The organism is Hymenobacter sp. BT491 (assembly GCF_014349165.1).
Lineage (GTDB): Bacteria > Bacteroidota > Bacteroidia > Cytophagales > Hymenobacteraceae > Hymenobacter > Hymenobacter jejuensis.
In genome coordinates, this window is record NZ_JACSJJ010000002.1 from 106,749 (window position 1) to 125,197 (window position 18,449).

The 18,449-nt window shown below is 55.7% G+C and carries 17 protein-coding genes; 9 read left to right on the forward strand and 8 right to left on the reverse strand.

The features are described 5' to 3' along the window. Positions 1-18: 18 nt before the first annotated feature. The 3 genes from hslV (at position 19) to H9I52_RS06325 (ending at position 2,207) form a co-directional block, all read left to right on the forward strand. A complete protein-coding gene (gene hslV, locus H9I52_RS06315; RefSeq protein ID WP_139516497.1) occupies positions 19-555 on the forward strand; it encodes an ATP-dependent protease subunit HslV in 537 nt (178 codons plus the stop codon). A gap of 14 nt (positions 556-569) precedes the next feature. Continuing rightward, positions 570-1,085: an STM3941 family protein gene (locus H9I52_RS06320; protein WP_187453176.1), complete on the forward strand. Its 516-nt coding sequence runs from the start codon at positions 570-572 to the stop codon at positions 1,083-1,085. A gap of 150 nt (positions 1,086-1,235) precedes the next feature. Continuing rightward, a complete protein-coding gene (locus H9I52_RS06325) occupies positions 1,236-2,207 on the forward strand; it encodes a deoxyhypusine synthase family protein (protein ID WP_139516499.1) in 972 nt (323 codons plus the stop codon). An 80-nt stretch (positions 2,208-2,287) separates the two neighbouring features. Here the strand turns inward: H9I52_RS06325 and H9I52_RS06330 are convergent, their stop codons facing one another. From H9I52_RS06330 to H9I52_RS06350, 5 genes are all read right to left on the reverse strand, one after another. After that, positions 2,288-3,688: an OmpA family protein gene (locus H9I52_RS06330; RefSeq protein ID WP_187453177.1), complete on the reverse strand. Its 1,401-nt coding sequence runs from the start codon at positions 3,686-3,688 to the stop codon at positions 2,288-2,290. Positions 3,689-4,153: 465 nt separating this feature from the next. Beyond that, positions 4,154-4,330, reverse strand: a complete 177-nt coding sequence (locus tag H9I52_RS06335) for a hypothetical protein (protein ID WP_187453178.1) — start codon at positions 4,328-4,330, stop codon at positions 4,154-4,156. 213 nt (positions 4,331-4,543) lie between these two features. Further along, the gene (locus H9I52_RS06340) at positions 4,544-5,005 is read right to left on the reverse strand and encodes a hypothetical protein (protein ID WP_187453179.1); all 462 of its coding nucleotides are present in this window, start codon (positions 5,003-5,005) and stop codon (positions 4,544-4,546) included. A gap of 159 nt (positions 5,006-5,164) precedes the next feature. Then, entirely contained in the window at positions 5,165-5,731 is a 567-nt protein-coding gene (locus H9I52_RS06345; RefSeq protein WP_187453180.1) for a 2'-5' RNA ligase family protein, read from the reverse strand. A 4-nt stretch (positions 5,732-5,735) separates the two neighbouring features. After that, on the reverse strand, positions 5,736-6,311 hold the full coding sequence (locus H9I52_RS06350) for a DinB family protein (RefSeq protein WP_187453181.1): 576 nt from the start codon (positions 6,309-6,311) through the stop codon (positions 5,736-5,738). Positions 6,312-6,567: 256 nt separating this feature from the next. Here H9I52_RS06350 and H9I52_RS06355 point away from each other — a divergent pair, with 256 nt between their 5' ends. The 3 genes from H9I52_RS06355 (at position 6,568) to H9I52_RS06365 (ending at position 9,928) form a co-directional block, all read left to right on the forward strand. Beyond that, positions 6,568-8,754 carry a hypothetical protein gene (locus H9I52_RS06355; protein ID WP_187453182.1) on the forward strand — a complete coding sequence of 729 codons (2,187 nt, stop codon included), beginning with the start codon at positions 6,568-6,570 and terminating at the stop codon, positions 8,752-8,754. Positions 8,755-9,014: 260 nt separating this feature from the next. Then, complete coding sequence (locus H9I52_RS06360) at positions 9,015-9,377, forward strand: hypothetical protein (protein WP_187453183.1); 363 nt, start codon at positions 9,015-9,017, stop codon at positions 9,375-9,377. 11 nt (positions 9,378-9,388) lie between these two features. Further along, positions 9,389-9,928: a PAS domain-containing protein gene (locus H9I52_RS06365; RefSeq protein WP_187453184.1), complete on the forward strand. Its 540-nt coding sequence runs from the start codon at positions 9,389-9,391 to the stop codon at positions 9,926-9,928. Between the two features lie 109 nt (positions 9,929-10,037). On the opposite strand, the gene H9I52_RS06370 is transcribed toward H9I52_RS06365, so the two are convergent. Next, positions 10,038-11,024 carry a gluconolaconase gene (locus tag H9I52_RS06370; protein WP_222940425.1) on the reverse strand — a complete coding sequence of 329 codons (987 nt, stop codon included), beginning with the start codon at positions 11,022-11,024 and terminating at the stop codon, positions 10,038-10,040. 334 nt (positions 11,025-11,358) lie between these two features. On the opposite strand from H9I52_RS06370, the gene H9I52_RS06375 reads away from it, so the two are divergent. The 3 genes from H9I52_RS06375 to H9I52_RS06385 all read left to right on the forward strand — a co-directional run bounded on the left by H9I52_RS06375 (position 11,359) and on the right by H9I52_RS06385 (position 16,544). Then, positions 11,359-13,305 carry an ABC-F family ATP-binding cassette domain-containing protein gene (locus H9I52_RS06375; protein ID WP_187453186.1) on the forward strand — a complete coding sequence of 649 codons (1,947 nt, stop codon included), beginning with the start codon at positions 11,359-11,361 and terminating at the stop codon, positions 13,303-13,305. A gap of 238 nt (positions 13,306-13,543) precedes the next feature. Beyond that, positions 13,544-14,866 carry a DUF5103 domain-containing protein gene (locus H9I52_RS06380; protein WP_187453187.1) on the forward strand — a complete coding sequence of 441 codons (1,323 nt, stop codon included), beginning with the start codon at positions 13,544-13,546 and terminating at the stop codon, positions 14,864-14,866. Positions 14,867-15,092: 226 nt separating this feature from the next. Next, entirely contained in the window at positions 15,093-16,544 is a 1,452-nt protein-coding gene (locus H9I52_RS06385) for a M48 family metalloprotease (protein ID WP_187453188.1), read from the forward strand. Between the two features lie 66 nt (positions 16,545-16,610). Here the strand turns inward: H9I52_RS06385 and H9I52_RS06390 are convergent, their stop codons facing one another. Together H9I52_RS06390 and ychF are read right to left on the reverse strand one after the other, a co-directional pair. Next, positions 16,611-17,078: a hypothetical protein gene (locus H9I52_RS06390; protein ID WP_187453189.1), complete on the reverse strand. Its 468-nt coding sequence runs from the start codon at positions 17,076-17,078 to the stop codon at positions 16,611-16,613. 88 nt (positions 17,079-17,166) lie between these two features. Beyond that, positions 17,167-18,264 (reverse strand): redox-regulated ATPase YchF, encoded by a 1,098-nt coding sequence (gene ychF, locus H9I52_RS06395; RefSeq protein WP_187453190.1) that lies wholly within the window; start codon positions 18,262-18,264, stop codon positions 17,167-17,169. Between the last annotated feature and the right edge of the window lie 185 nt (positions 18,265-18,449).

The window sequence follows — 18,449 nt, forward strand, 5'->3', positions numbered from 1 at the left end:
CGATAATCAGCAACTACTATGAAAATCCGCTCCACTACCGTGCTCGGCGTACGCCACAACGGCGAAATTGCCCTCGGCGCCGACGGGCAGGCTACTATGGATAAACACGTGGCCAAGAGCAACGTACGCAAGGTGCGCAAGCTTCAGGATGGCAAAGTCGTGACAGGCTTTGCCGGCTCCACAGCCGACGCCTTCATGCTGCTCGATAAGTTTGAAGAAAAGCTGGGCAGCTACAATGGCCAACTGCGGCGGGCAGCCATCGAGCTAGCCAAGGAATGGCGTAAAGATCAGTACCTCAGGAAGTTAGAGGCTATGATGGTAGTAGCCGATAAAGACGAGCTGCTCATCATTGCCGGCACCGGCGACGTACTGGAGCCCGACTCCGACGTAGCCGCTATCGGCTCGGGTGCCATGTATGCCCAAGCCGCCGCGCTGGCACTCAAGAAGCACGCCCCGCACCTCACGGCCCGCCAAATGGTGGAAGATGCCCTGCACATCGCCGCCGACATCTGCATTTACACCAACCACAACCTGATGATTGAGCAGCCTAGCTAGGCCGAATTCGCGTCATGACCGAAGACCTGATTTACTACAACTCCCGCAAGCGTTATGTGCTGTTGACCTTAGTTTCGCTGGCGTTTGTTGCTGTGGGGGTGTTTTTGATCGTGAAAAAGGGCAACTGGAGCCAGGGAATGATAACCATCATCTTCTTCGGAGCCGGTGTTGCCGTAGGAGCCCGGCAATTCTTGGATACCCGCCCGAGGCTGCAAATCACGGATGAGGGCATCCTAGATCGTACCTTGGGCGTAGGTTTGATTCCGTGGACTGAAATTACGGACGCGTATGTACGGGCCATAAACCACGAATATTTTATCTGTCTGCAGGTACGCGATGAACAGGCCTATTTAGGTCGTCTGTCGCCGCTGAAGCGCAGGCTTGCGAATGCCAACGAGGCCTTGGGCTTCACACCTATTTCGGTAAACCTAAGCGGCGTTGACCTCAACCCGGAGCAGCTTCTAGAGTATATCCTAAAGCAGAGTGCTGCCGCGAAGCTTCAACACCCCGAATTACCGCCTAACTCGTAGCTAAATAGCCCAATCAGGCTGTCTTTGTGAGCAACCCAGCCGCAATTGTGCTCTATTCAGAATTTTGGATATAGTGCACAGTTCTTGAACGATTCCAAGCTAATAATTGATTGTAAACCGCACACCCACAAGTACAGAACACACGACTCAATGAACGTAACCAACTTCCTCAAGCACCACTACCGCCACTTCAACGCCGCTGCGCTGATCGACGCGGCAGAGGGCTACAACAAGCACCTCGCCGACGGCGGCAAAATGATGATCACGCTGGCCGGTGCCATGAGTACCGCCGAGATGGGCATTCAATTGGCCGAGCTGATTCGTCAAGATAAAGTGCAGATTATCAGCTGCACAGGTGCTAACCTGGAAGAAGATATTTTCAACCTTGTTGCCCACGATTTTTACGAGCGCGTACCAAACTACCGCGACCTGACGCCCGCCGACGAGCAGGCACTGTTGGAGCGGCATATGAACCGCGTAACCGATACCTGCATCCCCGAGGAAGAGGCCATGCGCCGCCTCGAGCACTCGGTGCTGAAGTTCTGGGAAAAGGCCGATAAGGCCGGCGAGCGTTATTTCCCCCACGAGTTCTTCTACCAAATCCTGAAGTCGGGCGAGTTGGAGCAGTACTACCAGATCGATCCCAAAGACTCTTGGATGCTGGCTGCCGCCGAGAAAAACCTGCCGATCATCTGTCCCGGTTGGGAAGATTCCACGCTGGGCAACATCTTCGCTGGCCACGTGATTTCGGGCGATATCAAGAACGTGCACACGGTGCGTACCGGCATCGAGTACATGATCTATCTGGCCGACTGGTACACCCAGCAAGCCACCGATGAGAGCCCAGTAGGTTTCTTCCAGATCGGCGGCGGCATTGCCGGCGACTTCCCCATCTGCGTCGTGCCCATGCTGCACCAAGACTTGCAGCGTACTTCGGTGCCGCTATGGGGCTATTTCTGCCAGATTTCGGACTCGACGACTTCGTATGGTTCGTACTCTGGTGCTGTGCCCAACGAGAAAATCACCTGGGGCAAGCTGGGCCAAGACACGCCCAAGTTCATCATCGAGTCGGATGCTACCATCGTAGCGCCGCTGGTATTTGCGATGGTGCTGGGGCAGTAACTGTCACTTAGTCAAAAGGTTATAAAAAAGCCCGCCGCTGAACTCAGCGGCGGGCTTTTTTGTGCGCTCAAATCAAAAGCTTACTTTTTCGTCACGCGCACGTCTACCCGGCGGTTTTGGGCGCGGCCTTCGGGCGTGTCGTTAGAGGCAAGCGGGTGTTCTTGGCCGTAGCCTTCGGCAGAAACGCGGCTTGCGTCGATGCCGTTGTTCATCACGGCTTTGCGAGCGGCGTTAGCCCGGTCGGCGCTGAGCGTCAGGTTCATGTCGGCTTTGCCTTGGTTGTCGGTGTAGCCGCCTAGCTTCACGGTAGCGTTCGGGAAGGCTTTCAGAATGGCAGCCAGGTTTTTCAGCTGCGCCTGCGACTCGGCCGTCAGCGTCGATTTGCCGGTATTGAAATACACACGGTCGAGGCTCATCCAGCCCTGCGTTTTGTCGTCGCTAACCGTTTGATTCTTGTCGTTCAGGAAGTTGAACAACCGGGATTCAAACGAATTGCCGCCCACGTTCAGCACTGTGCCATCGGGCAACTTGATTTCCGTGTTGGCACCCGTGTCATAAATGTAGTTGCCACTGGCCGCATCGTAGCGGCCCGTAGGAGCGGCCGCCGGAGCTACGGCCGTCGTGGTGGTCGTATCCGTTGTAGTGGTCGTGGATGCAGGCGCTGCGTTTTCCGGCGTCTTGTTGCAGTTGCGCATGAAATAGAACAGCGCAGCTAAAGCCAAGAGAATCAATAAGATCCAGGGCCAGCGGCTGGGCGTGGCCGCTGCCGTTTCGACGTCCCGCGCTGTGTTGCGAACGGCATCGCCGGTGCGGTTGGCGGCCGCCGAAACCGTGTTGCCAAGGGCATTCGCAGTGTTTGTTGCAGCGTTACCCAAGTTAGCTGCCGCGGCGCCAGCGCCTAGGCCCAGCCCCGAAAGTATCGTGCCTAGGCTGCCCGGCAAGCTGCCGAGTGCCCCCATGATGCTACCTCGCTGGCTGGTCAGGTAACTGCCTAAGCCGCTGGCATCCAAGTTGTTTTCGGCGGCGTGCCGGCCTAGCAGGCCCAACACCACTGGCGCCGCCATACTCAGCAGGCTGCTCACGGTAGAAGTACGTACGCCGGCTTGCTGGCTTACACCTTCCACGGCAGGGGTGTAGCTGCTACCTAACACGGAGCGCAATAGCTCGGTGCCCCGGTTCAGCAGACCACCGTCGGCTGCCGAAGTGGTAGCGGTAGTTGCAGTAGTGTTGCCTAAGCCGCCGAGCAGGCCACTCAGATTGCCTAAAATACCGCTGCTGTGAGCTTGGCGGGCCAAGCCAAATAAGTCTTCGGCTCCGCCGGGCTGCTGGGAACGCGCAAACAAACCGCCCAATACCAAGGGAACTACGCTGCGGAGCGCAGTGCCAATGCTACTTTCACTTTCGCCCAGCGCAGTGCTGGTTTGGCGCACTGTATCGCCGCTGAAGTAGTTTTGAACGAGGTCTAATAGGTTCGAGCTCATCGGAAAAAGGGGGAAAAGTGTATGAATCAGCTTTCTACGAATGCATAAGATATAGGTCTGAATTTGAATATCTTTATTTTTGAATTTACATTTTTAAGTGGCGCAGATTTCCCTGTTAGGCAGTCTGGTGACGCCTGTATAGTGTAGGCGGAGAAAAAGCATTTTGTTGAATTTTAACTCCTTCTGCCGGTCATGCAGAGCGCCGCGAAGCATCGCGCTCTCAGTCGTTTAGCAACTACTCCGGCCTCAGCACGCGAGGTGCTTCGCGGCGTTCCGCAAGCTCCCTTTCACTTGCCGTCCATACTATGTTGTGCCCGGACGTAGGTAAAGTGGTGCAGGAAACTTCCTGAAAGGAGAATTCGGAACGACTAAACGAATCAGCGCCGATTTGTAAGCGCTATCAATGCCCGGCGTCAGACAAGATGAGATGAAATTGCCAAGGCAGTTGCGGCTGCCTGCTAGCTGTTAACGGCGCTTGAGCTGGCTTTGCTTGTAAGCTTCCAAATGAAACCGTAGGGCTGCCAATACCGGCCCGTACTGGCGCTGCGCATCTTGCCGACCCTCGAGGGTGTCCAATTGCATGGCCATCAGGTTGAGAAATTCTTCTCGTGAAAAGCGGTTTTTGGCGGGTGAAGGAGTCACTAGTACTGTTACTTAGCCCTCAGAGGACGGGAAAACGTCGCAATAGTACGATGTTTAGTTTCAGCTCTGCAATATTGACAAATTAATATTTTCGTCTATAAACCGGCTGTTTCTCCCCTTACGTGAACCGCGAACAATGGACTAAAATTAAAAAAGCAGACGCTCCGGCTGGAACGTCTGCTTTTTGCAATGGCTACCCAAAAGCGGCCTAATTTAGAACCGGAACAGCGGACGAGCCGGATTCCAGATGCCCCACGGAATCATCAGCAGCACCAGTACCAGCGCGATGGTGAACCACACGAAAGCCCGCTTGTGCTTCAGCACCGGCTCCGTCGCTTTCTTGGAGAGCGAGCGACCCACTTGGGCCGCAATCACGGCCAGTACCATCACGGTGATATGCTCAACGCCCCAAAAGCGAAGCTCGGGGCTTTTCATGGCCGCGCCCATGTTGGCCAGGGCAGTTTTGGTCACGGGGCTCAGGCCTAAATACAAAATCAGGCCGACGAGCAACTGCAGGTGCATGGAGCCCACAAAGGCTGCGCCCATGCCGTTGTCGGCGCCCACGTAGCGGCGGCGCCCCTGCCAACCCGAAAAGGCGCGAAAAACCGCAATCAGGCCAAAAACAACCACGAGCCAACGCGTCCAGGAGTGGACATGCAGTAAAATGTCGTACATAAGTAGCAGGAGTAGCAGGGTGAAGTGAGGCGGTAAAGGTCGGAGGCGCCGAGGAAAATGCCGCAGGAGATAAGGAGAAATTTGAGGCGGCCGACAATAAGGGAAGGCTACAGCTTGGAATGCATTGTTATATAAGTTTCTTATAATGAGACAGTTATGTTAGAACAAGGAAGCTGTTTTTTCTTGCTTATGGCCCTCAAAAGAAAACACTCGCTCGCGCAGAAACATATCGCCCTGTTGCCGTAGCACCGCAATGTTGTTGATGGTGAGCTTAAGGTTAAAAGTCTGTTTGTTAAGGTATTGCAGTACGGGGCCGAGCAAATCGGGGGTGGTGTCGTGCAAGGCCAGCGAGATGTGCGGCAGCCAGCAGTCGGGGCCGCTAAACTTATCGGTGCGCAGGCACAGCGGTGCCGTGGCTTTCAGGATGCGGCTGTGCAGTTGGTTGAGGGCATCGCAGCGCAGCACCGGAATGTAAATCACGGGGTTGGGGCCCGGAAACACGCCCAAGCCCGTGGTGTAAGCGGTGAAAGGCTTGGTGCTTTGGGCTACTTCGCGCAGCACCGCGTTCAGGGCCGAAAGCTTGCGCACGCCGGCCAGCTGATACGTAAGATGGGGGTCGGGTGTGGCCTGCACGTCGTCGAGCCCAAACTCGGTTTCGAGCCCTTTGATGATACCATTAATGCGCGCAGCGTTTTGCGGATTCAGAAGCGAAGTGATGGCCAACATGATGCTACAACCTAGAGGCGTCGTCGTTGTTGGATTCGGCCCATTTGGCCGCGTTAAACGCCTGGCTTTGTCCACGTGGCACGCTCAGGGTTTGCCACGCTTCCCCACGAATCTGTTTGGCTAGCTGCACAATTTGGCCCGTATGATACGCATAATGAGTTGCTTGCCGTTGTAGCGCCGCCAGCACCGAGTGGGCTTCGCCGCGAATCGTGACGGTGCGCAGGAGGTCGGCGGGGGTAAGGGTATCCAACAGATCCAGCAAAATAGGCCATGCCGCTTCCCACTGCTTCTGCAGAGGAGTAATGGCTTCTACATCAGTGGGTTCCTCAAACTCCTGATCGCGGTTGCGGTCGGGTTTTTCGCCGTCAGTGGTCAGAAAATCGGTGAAGCGGGAGCGCAGATTGCCCACCATGTGCTTCACGATCACGGCGGTGCTGTTGGAGCCTGGCGCCGGCCGATACAGCCATTCTTCGGGGGTGAGCTGGGCCAGCGCGCGCTCAGCGAGGGTTTTGTAACTGCGGAAGCTGTGCTGAAAGGAACTCAGCACGGCTGCGGCAACCGAATCGGGGGCAACATCCATAGACAACAAAGTGTGATGCAGAGTCAAGAGCCCTAAGGTAGTCCTTCCACCCATATCGAGGTGGTAAACAGGCGACTAAATAGGAAATCAGAAACTTTTCGTGCGCTCAGATCGGCAAGTAGGCCCGTCAGTTGTTGCAGAAAACGCTGTCGTCACCAGCCAGGAAAATAACTGTTGGTCCTGCATAGCCACCGCCGTTCCGTTTTCCGTTTAGGGCAGAACCAATCAGCGCCACTACCACTTTCATTGCTGCCGCGTGCCCCATTCTCCAGCGTTGCCCGAACCCCTTACGCCGCCTGCCAAAACGCGATCGCGCTGGTGGTTCTGGCCGTTGATGGGCGTGGGCCTACTAGCGCTGCTACTCGGCGTGGCGTTGCTTTTTCTCGACTCGTGGCTGCGCCAGAAGCTCGAAAAACAGGTAGCAACGCGCTCGGCGGGCCGCTACGAGCTGCGCATCGCCTCCTTGCAAACCAGCTTGTGGCAGCGTAGCATTCGGCTGAACGGCGTGCGGCTGAAACCTACTGCTTCTTTTGGTAAGTTAAAGAATATCAATGCGTTACCCCATTTGCAATTCGCGTTGCAAGAATTGCGCATTGCGGGCATCGGTCTGAGCGACCTGCTCCGGCGCGACGTCGTGGCCGTTGATAAAGTGCAACTGGATTCGTTGCACCTGCGCGTGTACGAATGGCCCAAAACGAGCCGTAACGCTTCCAGCAAGCCTCTTTACCAGCAGTTACCCTTCGATTTGAAAGGGCTGCGTCTAGGCGAAATAGCGCTCACGCGAATCCAGGCGGCCTATGGGCCTAATGAACAGCCCGTTCTGCAATTTCGGCAAGGCGATGCGTTGGTTCGAGATCTGCTGCTCTCAGCTACGGGGGCCGCTGACATCCAGCGCATTGGCTATGCCGCCACGGTGGCCGTGCGCGTGCGGGGCTGGCAAGCAACCGTGCAGCGCCATGAGGTGAATTTGGCGGCGGTGCAGTTCATTTCGGCGCGGCACCGGCTGGAGGCCGATTCGTTGCGCGTAACCCCACTTTTTGCCAACGCCAAGCGCCAAGGAAACCTGCGCATAGCGCTCCGGCTGCCGCGTATTTTGCTAACAGGGCTACAGACTGCTCAATTGGCGCGCAGGCAGTTTCGGGCTGCGTCACTGTTGCTGCAAGGCCCAAATGCTAGCTTTTCGCCACCCGATCAGCCCCCGCCGGCCCTGAGCAAATTGCTGGCCCCGTACTTTGACCGTGTGCAACTACACCACCTGCGCCTGACGCATGGATACATTAAGGTGGAAAGCATTGAGCGCAAACCCGTTATCGAAAACATCGCCATCGACGGAAGCGACCTGCGCGTTGATGGGGTAGGCGCGCAGGACCCGAAACGCATCCTGTACGCCACGGCTTGGCAGGCGCAGACGGGGCGGGGAACCCTGTTGCTGGACGCGCCTTATTACCGGCTGGCGTATAAGCAGTTGCGCCTATCTACCAAGCCTGGCCTGTTTCACATGCTGGACGTGCGGCTGGCCCCTACCATGTCGGTAGCGGAACTCTCACGGCGCAAGCACCATCAGGCGCCGCATGTTACGCTCCAAACACCTCAGGTCCGCGTAACCGGCTTCGATTTCGCGGCCTTGGAGCGGCACGGCGCTGTGATAGCGCGCGAGGTGCTTATTCGGCAGGCCCGCGTGGCGGTCGCCGGCGACGGCCGCTTTCCGGTCAATCCCAATCCGTCGGTCGTGACGCCGGAGTCGCTAGGCAAGCTGCCCTTTCGGCTGGACGTGCGTGCACTGCGGCTCAGCGATTGGAACATGAACTTCAGCTACTTAGCCCCGGTAAGCGGAAAAACCGGTACTATGACCCTGACGCGCCTGAACGGTACGCTCACCAACATTTCCAACGACCCCGCCCACATGACGGCTGCCCACCCGGCCATTGCGCGGGCGTCGGGCCTGCTGCAAAACGCCTGCTTGGTGCAGGCTACTTTTTGGCTGCCCTTGCTCGACCCGAACGGGGCACACCGGGCCGAAGGCACGTTCGGGCCGGCTTCGATTACCTTGCTCAACTCCATGACCGAACCCACGCGTATGGTGCGTTTCGAGCGTGGTCAGATCCAACACGTGGCCGTTCAGCTTCAACTCGACAAGCAGCAGGCCCGCGGCACTATGTGGGCCAGCTACTACGATCTAAAGCTGTCCTTCCTAAGCAAAAAAGGGGGCGCCGACCAGAAAACGCTGCTCTCCAAAGTCACGTCCAAACTGGTGAATGGCATCGTGATTCGGGACGAAAACCCGCGTCGCGACGACAAAGCCCTCAAGCCCGGCAAAATCCAAAGTGCCCGCGACCCGCGCTTTTCGGTGTTTTCGCTGTGGCGACAGGGTGTGGTGAGTGGCTTGCTCAACAGCATCGGCGTGCCGGGCAAGCTGGCTAAGAGCCTTAGCGAGAGCGAATAAGTAAGCGCTATGAGAGTGGCTTGTGTAGAGAACAAGCAAGCCGCGAGAAAGCCGAATCAGGCCTTGTTTTAATAAGTAATTACTAGTCAAGCGGTTATACTGCTTAGCTTATTTGCCCGGAACTTATGATTGCGTGAGGTGTTTGAGTGTTGCTAATTTTGTCTCTGCAACCGGGGTGATCGTAGGAAAAGCACGGCTGTAGCAGCATATAAAAGCGATTTTATACGGCAGTCGCTCTGCCGTTTCGTTGATCACACTGTATGTCCGAAATTCTATTCGACGTTAATTTGCAGCAGCTGCCCGACGAGTACCTGACGGGGGATTGGTGCGTTGCCAGCCGCGTGCTCAACCGCAATAACCCGGACAGTGCTTTGGCGCAGGCTACGCATTTTTATTTGCAGCCCGGTACGCTCAAGGTGCAGGCGCCGGAGCTCCAGGATACCGGCAACTGGACTGTGGAGCGCGATTCGCTGCTGAACCGGCCTTACCTGGAGCTGCAATTGCTGCAGGAAGAAACCCGGGCGCTTATTACGCGGCTGCGGCGCTCCGCCGACGGCTTGCAAAGTCAACTTAGCTTGTATTTTCAGTCGGGCATGGAGCTGCTGCTCTCCCAGCCCTGTTGATTGCTTCTTTTATGGTCCCTACCCAACCCATTCCGCAGGATGAGCGCCTGAGAAAGCAGGCGGAAGAACAACTGACCTTCCTGGCCGATTTTATTCCCCAATTGGTCTGGTTTACCGATCCGACGGGTTTTCACACCTATTTCAACCAGCGCTGGACCGACTACACCGGCTACACCCTAGCCGATAGCGTGGGGCCGGATATGTGGAACAACCTGCTGCACCCCGACGACCGTGAGCGCGCCCGCCAAGTGTGGGGCCATTCGTTGGCGACGGGCGAGTTTTACGAAATCGAATACCGCTTTAAGTCCCGCCAAGGCGACTATCGCTGGTTTTTGGGCCAAGCCCGGCCGCAGTACGACGAGCAAGGGCAGATCAAGCAGTGGTACGGCACCTGCACCGACATCCACGATCAGAAACTGATTGAGTTTGCCCTGCGCGAACGCGAACAGGATCTGGAGCGCGCTTACTCCGACTTGGAGGTGAAAGTGACTTTCCGCAACCTGGAACTGGAACGCGAAGTGCAGGAACTGCGCAAAGCCCTCTCCAAATAGAAAGGAAAGTTTATTTGTGTAAATGCTTGATTATCAGGTATTTGTATAAAAACAAGAAAGGCCGCCTCAACTGAGGCGGCCTTTCTTGTTTCGGGAAAACAGGCTTTTGCTAAAACGCGACTTTGTTGATGGTAAACTCCGTTACGGCTGGGGTCTGGCCGCTTTGCAGCGCGTTGAGGTGCGAGTACAGTACGTAAGTTTCGGTGCTGCTCCGCTTGGTGAGCGTGGTTGGGTACACGCCGGCTGTGGTAGTAGCGCTGGCGTTGGAGGCTGCATTCGCCCAGTTGTCGCTGGTAGTCAGGCGATACACTTTGCTTTGGCTATTGGTTACGACGAGCAGCGTGTTATTGTCCTGTAGCAGCAGGCCGTCGGCCCCGACTAGGCTGGCGCTCGTCGTTACTTTGGTAACCGTAGCCGGCGAAGTCAGCGTCACCTTGTATAAAGTGCCGTCGTTGGACTTGGCCACCAGCAAATAGCCATCTGGGTGAAACACGATGCCATTGAGCCCAAATGCGCCCGCAGGAGCCTGAAATTGCGGGTTTTCTACAAGTACGTTTGCGGTCGGCGTGCCATCGGTGGCAAACCCAACGCGGTAAATGACGGGCGCGAAGCTGTCGGTAACATAAGCTGCGCCGGCGTTATCAACGGCCACATCGTTGGCAAAATGCCCGGCATCCGTCGGGCGCAGGTTGCTAAGATTGACGTAAGAAGCCACGGCGCCGCCATTCAAGTCAATGACTGCCAGCGCCGCCAGTTTGCCCTTCGTCGCGGCCGTAGAAAAAGCCGTGTTGTAGCCGGGGTCGGATACGGCCGCCAGCAGCCGGTTGCGCGTGGCATCCAGCTTCAGCCCGACCGTAGAAATCAGGCGTTGATCGGCGGCAAAAGGCTGGTAAGTGCCGTTTCCCTTGCCGTCGTCCTGCACTTGGCCGATGTTGCCGCGCGTTTCCGAACTCACCAGAAAGCGCTTGCGCTGCGAATCGTACTGCACACCCTCGGGATACAAGCCATCCTGGGTGAACTTTATCACGTCGGCGCCCAGCACCAGTGGCGTAATGTCGCTGTCTTCGGTGCAAGCCGGCACAAGCAGCAAGGCCAAAGCGAAGGAAGAAACCCTAAAGTAGTTATTTAATTGGTTGATCATCAAAGCGTTGTATTTGAATAAAAAGCGTACTCGTGCACAGCCAAGAACAGCAGATTGCTGCAAGTTTACGCCGAATCAGAGGCGAAGTTCAGGGCCAAGTTGCGGTAAGCTAACCCAGCCGCACCCGATCGCTTGGAAGTGGATTTGGTCGTAATTATCACTGAATCAAACCAATAGCGAATTTGTTTGGTTTGCGAAACGCGCCGCGCCCATTCCAGCAGCGAGGTGCGAAAAGCGCAAGGGTAAAACTTCGAAACCCACTACCTTTGCACCCTTATAGCAAAGTAGGATGATTTCCATCAACGACTTAGATTTCCATTTTGGCTCGCGTACCCTCTACGACAAGGCCAACCTCCACATAAAGCCCAAAGACAAAATCGGCCTGATCGGGCTGAACGGAACGGGCAAATCGACGCTTTTGCGCGTACTGGTCGGCGAATACAAACCCGACGGCGGCAGCATTCAGATGAGCAAAGACGTAACGCTGGGCTTCCTCAACCAGGATTTGCTCAGCTACGACACACACGAAAGCATTCTGACGGTGGCCATGCAGGCCTTTGAGGAAGCGCTGAGCCTGCAAAAGAAGATCGACGAGATTCTGCTCGAATTCGAAACCAACTACCACGACGACCTCGTGGAAAAACTGGCCGACATGCAGGAGCGCTTCGAGGCGCTGGGCGGCTACACCATGCAGGCGCAGGCCGAGGAAATACTTGAGGGTCTGGGCTTTAGCACCGATGAGCTGCAACGCCCGCTCCGCACGTTTTCGGGCGGCTGGCGCATGCGCGTGATGCTGGCCAAAATCCTGCTGCAAAAGCCATCGTTACTGCTGCTCGACGAACCAACCAACCACTTGGACTTGCCCTCGATCAAATGGATCGAGAACTACCTGGCCGGGTACGAAGGCGCCGTGATCATCGTATCCCACGACCGCGAATTTCTGGACCGCACCACCAACACTACGGTGGAGGTAAGTGGCGGAAAACTAGTGCCTTATGCCGGTAATTACTCGTTCTATCTGGAAGAGAAGGAAGAGCGCAACGCCATTCAGAAAGGCGCTTTTGAGAATCAGCAGGCCCAGATTCGGCAGGCCGAGCGCTTTATTGAGCGATTCAAAGCCAAAGCCTCGAAGGCCAAGCAGGCGCAAAGTCGCGTGAAGATGCTCGACAAACTGGAGCGCATCGACGACGTGGCCAACGACGCGGCGAAAGTGAACATCAAGTTTCAGTTTACGGTGCAGCCGGGTCGTCACATCCTGCGCATGGAGCACGTGGGCAAGAAATACGGCGACAAGCTGATTTTCCGCGATACGCACGTGCACATCGAGCGCGGCGACAAGATTGCCCTGATCGGGGCGAACGGCAAAGGCAAATCGACGCTGATGCGCTTAGTGGCTGGCAATGAGGCGCCTACCAACGGCAACCACCAGCTTGGCCACAACGTGATTATGTCGTTCTACGCCCAGCACCAGCTCGAATCGCTGAACGTGGAAAACGAGATCATTCAGGAGATGAACGAGGCTGGCTCGCGGCGCAACGAGATGGAACTGCGCTCGGTGCTCGGCTCCTTCCTCTTCACCGGCGATCAGGTGTACAAGAAAATCCGGGTGCTGTCGGGCGGTGAGAAAAGCCGCGTGGCGTTGGCCAAAACCCTGATTTCAGAAGCCAACTTCCTGCTGCTCGACGAACCGACCAACCACTTGGACATGCAGTCGGTGAACATCCTGATTCAGGCCCTGGACCAGTACGAAGGCACCTACATCGTCATCAGCCACGACCGCTTTTTCGTGGAAAATGTGGCCAATAAAATCTGGTATATCGAAGATTATCAGCTCAAAGAATACCCCGGCACCTACACCGAGTACGAGCAGTGGCAGGAAGACCGCGCCAAAGCCGACAAGAAAAACGGCGCCGCGCAACCCGTTGCTGCTAAGCCAGTTGCAAAAGCTGCGGAAGAACCCAAAAAGTACTCCAACGCCGAGCGCGACGCTGCCCAGCAGGAGCTGAAAAAGGCCAACAAAGAGCTGAAAGAGGTAGAAGCCCGCGTCACGACGCTGGAGAAGGAACTGGCCATCTACGAAAAGCAGCTCGCCGACCCCGGCATCTACAACAACACCTCACAGTTGAAAGACACTACCGTGAAGTTTGAGCAGGTGAAAAAAGAGCTAGCCAAAGTGAACAACACCTGGGAAGCCTTAGCCGAAAAAGTAGAAGGGCTGGAACTGCGAGTAAAGTAAGTTATTGATAATAAGATGTTTAGGAGGGGAGCTAGTTATTACACTAGCTCTCCTCCTTTTTTCAAGGAGGGGCTGGGGGTGGTTAGATTAGAATTAGGAAACTAGAGCTAGTTATCGTTCAACGGGTTTTACCACCCCCAGCCCCTCCTTAAAAAAGGAGGAGAGCTTAACTTTTGGTCCTGCTTTTTGCCTTTTAGCACTAGTTTTAAGTATGCATGTATACCGCCTTGTTGTAGCGTTGTCTTTACTTGTTGCTACCGCGTGTGTTCCGTTGGGCACGCCCATCACCGACCCGAATGCAGCGCGTCAGCCCGGCGGGCAGCAGCGTCCGCCGGAATATTATGCCGACAAAGCGCTGCGCTACCAAGATTACACCTACAGCCCGGAGGTGCGTTCGGTGCAGTGCTACGTCGCTACGGGCCAGCCAACGGAGGTATTCAACCCGCCCATTGTGCCTATGGCGCAGGGGCAAGCCGTGGTGTTAGAGTTTGATATGCTAAGCGCTCAGGCGCCGCGCCTGACGGGCAAGCTAATTCACTGTGATGTCGACTGGAAACCGTCGGCGCTGACGGACATGCAGTTCCTCAACGAGATCAACGAGTTTCTGATCACCGACTACCGCACTTCCATCAACACCAAAGTGCCTTACTACCACTACCGGCTCCAGATGCCGCGCGTGAAGCTGAGCGGCAATTACTTGCTGGTGGTGCAGGGAGCGGGCAATGTACCCGTGGTGAGCCGTCGGGTGCTGGTGTACGATAATGGCGTGGAAGTGTCTCTGAAACAAGGCATTCCGGTGGCCGGACAGGAGCGTTACACGTTGCAGCAGCTTGATTTTGGCATTCGCTACGCCAGCGCCAATCTGGTGAATCCGGCTCAAGAGGTGAAGGTGATGCTCCGGCAGAATTTCCGGTGGGACAACGCCAAAGTGAACCTGCGCCCGACCTTTGTGCGCGATGCCGAACGGGTGCTGGAGTACCAGTATTTTAACTTCGAGAACGCGTTTCCGGGCAGCAGCGAGTTTCGCTTTTTCGACACGCGCTCGCTGCGTACGTTGGGAGTAGGCATGGCCAAGCTCGACGGTGCGGCCTCGCCGCGCGAAGTACTGCTGACGCTGGAAGGCACCCGCGCCGGGCAAGGTTACACGCAGTACGAGGACATTAATGGGCAGCGCGTATTTGAAAACCGCGAGTATGGAAACGGTGCCACCAACGCTGATTACGCCAACGTCACGTTTCAACTGCACGCCGAGCAGGCCGCACCCGGCCCGGTTTACGTATTCGGCGCCCTCACCGACTGGCAGCTAAAAGATGAGTTTAAGCTCACGTATGACGTTGCCAGCCAGCAGTATACGGGCAAGGCGCTGCTCAAGCAAGGGTATTACAACTACTATTACGTGGTAGGCAAACCCAATGCCGCCCCCGACGATGTATACTTCGAAGGCAGCCATCAGGAAACCGAAAATCAGTACGATCTGCTGGTGTATTACCGCCCGCCCGGCACCCGCGCCGATTTGTTGATTGGATATCAGTCGGTCACGGTAAATAGCCGGCGGCCTTAAGATTTGGCATGTACAAACATCTGATAATCAGCTGTTTGTATTTAGGATTAGGGCTTTGGTTTAAGCTAACAAAAGCCGCATAGATAGGCTGCACTGCGTGTGCGTTTAATGAACGCACCGAAACTTAGGCATGCTATGTGCATACCAGCCGGCGTAACCCTTTCTTTTAGGGTTCGTTGCTAGCACATCTGCCGTATCATTAGCGGCGGAATTACGCTCTCTCGCCATGAAAATCCCATCCTTTCGCGGCTTACACACCGCCGCCCTGTCCTTGCTGCTCTTGCCGTTGGTTAGCTCCACAAGCCCCACTGCAAACCAGCCAAAACCCTCTGCCCCCGTTCAGGGTGCCCAACCCGATCCGGCGGTCATCGCCCAATTTGGGTTGCTCGACAACGCCAAGCTGCAAAGCTACATGAACGAAAAAGGGCAGCAGATGGGCCGTGTTTCCGATCGCCCGGCCGACGTAAAGGGCTTCACCATCGTCGATTCGCCCATCGTCAATGCCTTCGCTACGCCCGATGGCCACGTGTACTTTACGCGCGGCATTATGGCGTACCTCAACGATGAGGCCCAGTTTACGGGCGTGCTGGGGCACGAAATCGGACATATTACGGCCCGTCACGGCCAGAAGCAGCAAACCCGCAACACGGCCGCTGGCATAGGTATGATACTGGGCTCCATCATTGCCCCCCGCGTGATGCAGTCGATTGGGCAGCCGCTCACGCAGGCGGTGGGGCTTGGCCTGCTTAAATACGGTCGCGATGCGGAAAATGAGGCCGATGTGTTGGGCGTAAAATACTCCAGCAAAATCGGTTACGACCCGGCTCACATGGCCGATTTCTTTCTGACGTTGCAGCGCACCGAGCAGCAAAGCGGTGCGGCCGGCGTGCCCACCTTCCTGAGCACTCACCCCAATTCTGCCGATCGCTACGAGCGTGTGAAGAAGTTGGCTGTTACGGCTGAGCAGCAGGCCGGTCGTCAGCTCGCCATCAACCGCGATCAATATTTGCGCCTGCTCGATGGCCTAGCCTACGGCGACAACCCGCGCGAGGGCTTCGTGGAAAACAGCGTGTTTTATCATCCCGAGCTGAAATTTCAGTTTCCGATTCCGCAGGGCTGGCAAAGCCAGAACTCACCCAGTCAGTTTCAGATGGCGGAGCCCAACGGGAAGGCCGTTATGGTTTTGCTGCCAGCCGGCAACAAATCGCTTGATGAAACTGCTCAGGCACTAGCGAAGCAGCTGAACCTGCAGTCGCCGCAAGCCCAGAAAACGACGATCAATGGCTTCCCCGCTGCCGTTATTCAGGGCGACCAAGTCGGGCAGGATCAGCAAACGGGCCAGCAAGGCATCACGGCCCGCACGCTTAGCTACATCATTCAGGACGGCCAGACGCTGTATGCGCTCGTGGGCCTCACAGCACCTTCAACTTTCGAAACTTACGCTCCGCAATTTCAGCGTACGGCCCAAGGCTTCCAGCGCCTCACCGCCGCCGACAAGCTCAACCGCCAGCCCGAGCGGGTGCGCATCAAAACTGCCAAAACCAGCACCACACTGGCATCGGCCTTGGCTGCCAATGGCGTGCCCTCGAAGCGCTACGAAGAACTCGCTATTCTAAACGGTATGAAAACCACCGACAAGCTTACGGCTGGGCAATTGTATAAGGTGGTTGGGAAGTGATCCCTACTGCTAATAGAAAACGAAAGGGGCACTTATTGAAATAAGTGCCCCTTTCGTTTTCTGAGCTTACTCGAGCAAAATAATCTTTTTGGCGTGGGTAATCCGATAGTATCCTGGATAAAACTGGTTGATAGTAATTGTTCCTGCCAGTCGTTGAGGATTTATGCGTTGTACTGTGTCGACCGACATATCATCGACGCGTTTAAGAGTGAGCTCAACAGCAGATAAATACTTCCGCCGCGCTTGGTGGCCTCGAACATAAAAGGAGTCAGCCGAACTTGGCCAGGATGCATCTAGCAAGGCGAACTGAAGTTGCCCTGCGCTTATATGGCGTGCCGTGTGCGAGTTTACCGATTCAACATTTTTACCAAGAGAAATCGTATCGTTGATGTCGCATGGAATGAAGTAATCATAGCTCATGCAATTTCGTGCGTTGTCCAGTACCAAGATTCCCTTTTCGTGCAAGACTTGCGGCTGATGCCCACAACTTGCTGATAACAATGCTAAGCAGAGCAGCCACAACGCGTTTTTCATAGAGGAAGATATACACAAGAATGCCCCAACCGAGAATCGGTTGGGGCATTGAAATTACAGACCTGCTGAAGAAATCAAAGGGCCCAGATCAAACGTTAAAACGGAAGTGCATGATGTCGCCATCCTGTACCACGTAGTCTTTGCCTTCGACCGCCATTTTACCGGCTTCCTTGATTTTTACTTCGGTCTTATATTCTTGGTAATCAGGTAGTTTGATTACCTCAGCGCGAATAAAGCCTTTCTCGAAATCGGAGTGGATAACGCCAGCCGCCGCTGGGGCTTTGTCGCCGCGATGGATGGTCCAGGCACGTACTTCCTGTATGCCGGCGGTGAAGTAGGTAATCAGGTTGAGCAACTCGTACGAAGCGCGGATCAAGCGGTTCAGGCCCGACTCTTTCAGGCCATACTCGGCCAAAAACATCTCTTTCTCCTCGGGATCTTCGATCTCGGCAATCTGCGACTCAATAGCGGCCGAAACCAGTACTACCTGCGCGCCTTCGTTCTTGACGTGCTCGCGCAGCGCTTCAACGTGGGCATTGCCGCTGATGATGCTGGCTTCGTCAACATTAGCCACGTAGATAACTGGCTTAATAGTAAGTAATTGCAAATCGGCAACGGCTTCCAGTTCGTCGGCAGAGGCATCCACGGCGCGGGCGTTCTGGCCCGCTTCCAGAGCTGCCTTGAAGCGTTGCAAAGCGGCTACTTCTTTCTTGGCGGCCGCATCGCCACCCTTGGCGCTGCGCTCCGACTTGGCCAGCTTTTTATCAACGCTCTCCAAGTCCTTGATTTGCAGCTCTGTATCAATCACGTCCTTGTCGAATACCGGATCGACACCCCCGGCTACGTGCACGATGTTGGGGTCGTCGAAGCAGCGCACTACGTGAATGATGGCGTCGACTTCGCGGATGTTGGCCAGGAACTTATTGCCCAAGCCTTCGCCGCGGCTGGCGCCTTTTACGAGGCCAGCAATGTCCACAAACTCAATGATCGTGGGCAGCACACGCTTGGGGTTCACGAGGGCTTCCAGAATCTGGAGGCGCTCGTCGGGCACCGTAATCACGCCCACGTTGGGCTCGATGGTGCAAAAAGGATAGTTGGCCGATTCGGCCTTGGCATTCGAAAGGGCGTTGAATAGCGTGGACTTACCCACGTTCGGCAAACCGACGATTCCGCAGCGGAGACCCATCTTATGTAGTAGAAATGTTGGATTAAAGATTACGAGTTGGGCCAAAGGCACAATTCGGGTGCAAAGGTACGGCTAACTTTCGGGGAAAACGTGCCCTCTGCCCGGTGATACGGTATAGGGTAAAAGTGAGCGGCTAGTAAAGGCAAAAATGCCGCCTACAAGCCTATAAAAGACACAGCGCGGCT